The organism is Kineococcus vitellinus, assembly GCF_009906315.1.
GTDB lineage: Bacteria > Actinomycetota > Actinomycetes > Actinomycetales > Kineococcaceae > Kineococcus > Kineococcus vitellinus.
Genome location: NZ_JAAALL010000371.1, coordinates 1 through 3,658, shown reverse-complemented (window position 1 = coordinate 3,658; position 3,658 = coordinate 1). Strand labels below are relative to the sequence as shown.

General features: G+C 78.0%; 4 protein-coding genes. 2 read left to right on the top strand and 2 right to left on the bottom strand.

Annotated features, from left to right (window positions below):
* Positions 1 to 2 precede the first annotated feature (2 nt).
* Positions 3 to 836: an iron uptake transporter permease EfeU gene (efeU, locus tag GTQ99_RS20985; RefSeq protein ID WP_166617641.1), complete on the bottom strand. Its 834-nt coding sequence runs from the start codon at positions 834 to 836 to the stop codon at positions 3 to 5.
* Between the two features lie 233 nt (positions 837 to 1,069).
* On the opposite strand from efeU, the gene ilvA reads away from it, so the two are divergent.
* A complete protein-coding gene (gene ilvA / locus GTQ99_RS20980) occupies positions 1,070 to 2,419 on the top strand; it encodes a threonine ammonia-lyase IlvA (RefSeq protein WP_166617640.1) in 1,350 nt (449 codons plus the stop codon).
* Positions 2,420 to 2,487: 68 nt separating this feature from the next.
* On the top strand, positions 2,488 to 2,760 hold the full coding sequence (locus GTQ99_RS20975) for a thioredoxin family protein (protein WP_338075173.1): 273 nt from the start codon (positions 2,488 to 2,490) through the stop codon (positions 2,758 to 2,760).
* On the opposite strand, the gene GTQ99_RS20970 is transcribed toward GTQ99_RS20975, so the two are convergent.
* On the bottom strand, positions 2,744 to 3,658 hold a 915-nt coding region (locus tag GTQ99_RS20970), incomplete at its 5' end, for a GMC oxidoreductase (protein WP_166617638.1). The genes GTQ99_RS20975 and GTQ99_RS20970 overlap by 17 nt on opposite strands.

Below are 3,658 nucleotides of genomic sequence, written 5' to 3'. Positions count from 1 at the left end.
GGTCAGGCGGAGACCGCCCGGGGCGCGGCGGGGTGCGTGCGGCGCGGCCACAGCACGAGCGCCAGCACCGGCACCGCGTACAGCAGCCAGCCGGTCACCTCGGCGAGCGTGGGGCGCGGCTGCCAGCCGAGGACGCCCTGCAGGACGGCCGCCCGCACGGTGCCGGGGGTGACGAGCGCGGACAGGTCCAGGACCTGCTGCCGGCCGGCGAGCAGCCAGCCGGCCTCGTAGGCGGTGTGCACGGCCGACACGACCAGCCCGGCGGCGACGAGGACGAGCACGACGCCGGTGGCGCGGAAGAGGCGGGCGAGGTCGAGGCGGACGCCGCCGCGGTAGAGGAGCCAGCCGAGGACGACGGCCGCGGCGATGCCCAGCGAGGCGCCGATCGCGCCGTCGGCGTCCCGGGCCGAGGCCTGGTAGGTGGCGAGCAGGAAGACGGAGGTCTCCAGGCCCTCGCGCAGCACCGCGAGGAAGGCCATGGCGACGAGCGCCCAGGCCGAGCCGCGGGCCAGCGCCGCCGACGCCGCGCCCTCCAGCTCCGACCGGAGGGTGCGCGCGTGGCGCGCCACCCAGACGATCATCCAGGTGACCATCGCGACGGCGACGAGCGCGAGGACGGTCTCCAGCTGCTCCTGCTGGCGCTGGGGCAGCTGGCGCGCGGCGGCCTGCAGGGCCGCCGCGGCGCCCAGGCACAGGGCCGCGGCCAGCAGCACGCCGGTCCACACCAGGCGCAGCGAGCGCCGCCGGCCGCGCTGGACGAGGAACGCCGAGACGATGCCGACGACGAGGGCGGCTTCGAGGCCCTCGCGCAGTCCGATGACGAACGTGGCGAGCACGCACGGCTCCTCGCGGTCGGCCGCGGCGGGGAGCGCACGGCGGGGACGGGCGCCCACCCGGGTGAGGTGAGCCTCAGCGATGCTAGGGCTGCCTGTCCTCACTCGAGGCCGCGGCACGGGCGGTGTGGCGCAGCTCACGTCAGCGCGCCGGAACCCCGCCCGGCAGGCGGCGTTGAGGTCCCCGGCTCGCGCCCCTGTGCACGGCGCGGCGCGGGAGCGGGCAGGATCGGCACATGCCGCTCGACGCCGCGCCACCGTCCGCACCCGCCGCGGCGCACCCTCCCGCTGCACCCGCCACCGCACCGGCCACCGCGCCGACCGCCGCCGCGCTGCCCACCGCCGCGGACGTGGAGGCGGCCGCCGCCCGGCTGGCCGGCGTCGTCACCCGCACGCCGCTGGCCACGAACGCGCGCTGGTCGGCGGCCACGGACGCGCACGTGCGCGTCAAGCGCGAGGACCTGCAGGTCGTGCGCTCCTACAAGCTGCGCGGCGCCTACAACCTCGTGGCGCAGCTGAGCGAGGAGCAGCGCCGCAGGGGCGTGGTCACCGCCAGCGCCGGCAACCACGCGCAGGGCCTGGCGTACGCGTGCGCGGCGCTGCGGGTGCACGGGCGCATCTACGTGCCGCGCACCACGCCCCGCCAGAAGCGCGACCGCATCGCCGCGCTGGGGCAGGACTACGTCGAGACGCTCGTGCTGGGCGACACCTACGACGACTCCGCCGCCGCCGCCGCGCGCGACGCGGCCCAGAGCGGCGCCACGATCGTGCCCGCCTTCGACGACGCCCGCACGCTCACCGGCCAGGGCACGGTGGCGGTGGAGGTCGTCGAGCAGCTCGCCGAGCTCGGCGAGGGGCCGCCGGACGTGCTCGTGGTGCCCGTCGGCGGCGGCGGGCTGCTGGCGGGGGTGCTCACCTGGGTCGCCGAGCGGCACCCGCGGGTGCGGGTGGTCGGCGTCGAGCCCGCCGGCGCCGCCTCGATGGCGGCGGCGCTGACGGCGGGCGCCCCGGTGCGCCTGGACGCCCTGGACACGTTCGTCGACGGCGCCTCGGTGCGCCGCGTCGGCGAGGTGACGCACGCGGTGGTCGCCGGGCACCCCGTGGAGCTGGTGACGGTCCCGGAGGGGGCCATCTGCGTGGAGATGCTCGCGATGTACCAGACCGACGGGATCATCGCCGAGCCCGCGGGCGCGCTGGCGACGGCGGCGCTGGCCGGGGCCGTGCAGGTGGAGCCCGGTCAGGACGTCGTGTGCGTGGTCTCCGGCGGCAACAACGACATCAGCCGCTACGCGGAGATCATCGAGCGGGCCCTGGTGCACGAGGGGCGCAAGCACTACTTCCTCGTGGAGTTCCCGCAGGAGCCGGGGGCGCTGCGCCGCTTCCTCGACGAGGTCCTCGGCCCCGACGACGACATCACGCTCTTCGAGTACGTCAAGCGCAGCAACCGCGAGTTCGGGCCGGCGCTGGTGGGCATCGAGATCCCCTCCCAGGAGGACCTGCCGGGGCTGCTGGAGCGCATGGCCGCGGCGCCGCCGTCCTTCGAGCGCATCTCGGCGGCCGAGCCGCTGTACCGCTACCTCGTCTGAGGCGCCCCGGCCGCTCGTCCGGGACCGCCCGGAAGGGCTGGGGGCCGGCGCGCGTTGACCCCGGCGTGGTGGTGGAGCTGTTCTCGTCGGCCTTCTGCGCGCCGTGCCGCAGCGCCCGCGCGGTGCTGGAGCGGGCGGGCGCGCTCGTGCCCGCGCTGCGGGTGCAGGAGGTCGACGTGGCCGCGGACGTCGAGCGCGCCCGGGCCGCGGCGGTGACCTCCACGCCCACGCTGCTCGTGCGCGACGCCGCCGGCGCGGAGGTCTTCCGCGCCGCCGGGGTGCCGACGCTGCCCCAGCTGCTCGTGGCCCTGGACCGCGCGGGCCTCACGCCCGGGCGCTGACGCGGCGCCGGGTGCGCCCGGTGACCAGGTGCTCGACGGTGCGCAGCGCCAGCGCGTGAACCGTCAGGACGGGGTTCACCCCGCCGTTGGTGACGTGCACGGACGCGTCGACGACGCGCACCTCCTCGTGCCCCCACAGCCGCCCGAACGGGTCGACGACCGAGCGGGCGGGGTCGGTGCCCATCCGGCAGGTGCCCGCCTGGTGCTGACCGCCGCTGGGCCCTGCCGAGCCCGCCGACGCCGGCAGCGGCGGCACCCGGTGCACCCGGGACGCCCCGGCGGCCCGCAGCCACCGCTCGGCCTGGGCGGACAGGAACTCCTGCCCCCGCCGGTCCTCGGCGTGCACGCCGCCGGAGAGCATCGCGACGGCGTCGCCGTGCCGGTCGGTGGCGCGCGGGTCCAGCCGCACCCGGGAGTCGGCGCCGGTGACCTCCTGCACCGGGCCCACCACCCGCACCAGCCGGCGCGCCAGCGCGCGCACCCCCGCCGCGGCCCCCGGGCCGTGCGGCGGGACGAACCCGCCGTCGGCGAGCCAGCGGAAGGCGTGCGCGGGGGTGGGCACGAACTCGTTGGCCAGCATGCCGCCGCCGACGACGCCGGGGTTGCCGTGCCGCAGGTCGCAGGTGGCGACGGCCGGCCCGGGGCCGAGCAGGTCGACGACCTCGTCGGGGTCGTGGTCGTCGAAGACGGCGGTCGCGCCGCCGTACAGGTGCCCCTGCAGGTGCCTGCCGACCTGGTCGCGGTCGTTGCCCAGCCCGTGCGGCTCCCCCGGGTGCGCGCTGGCCAGCAGCAGCCGCGCCGTCTCGACCGCCCCGGCGGCCAGGACGACCTCGGCGCAGGAGACGGTGCGCCGCCACGTCCCGGCTGCGCCCGCGCCTGCCCCGCCCACCTCCCCCAC

Bases quoted from the DNA above. Each gene is read 5' to 3' on its own strand.
- ilvA (WP_166617640.1), top strand. From the start codon at position 1,070: ATGCCGCTCGACGCCGCGCCACCGTCCGCACCCGCCGCGGCGCACCCT.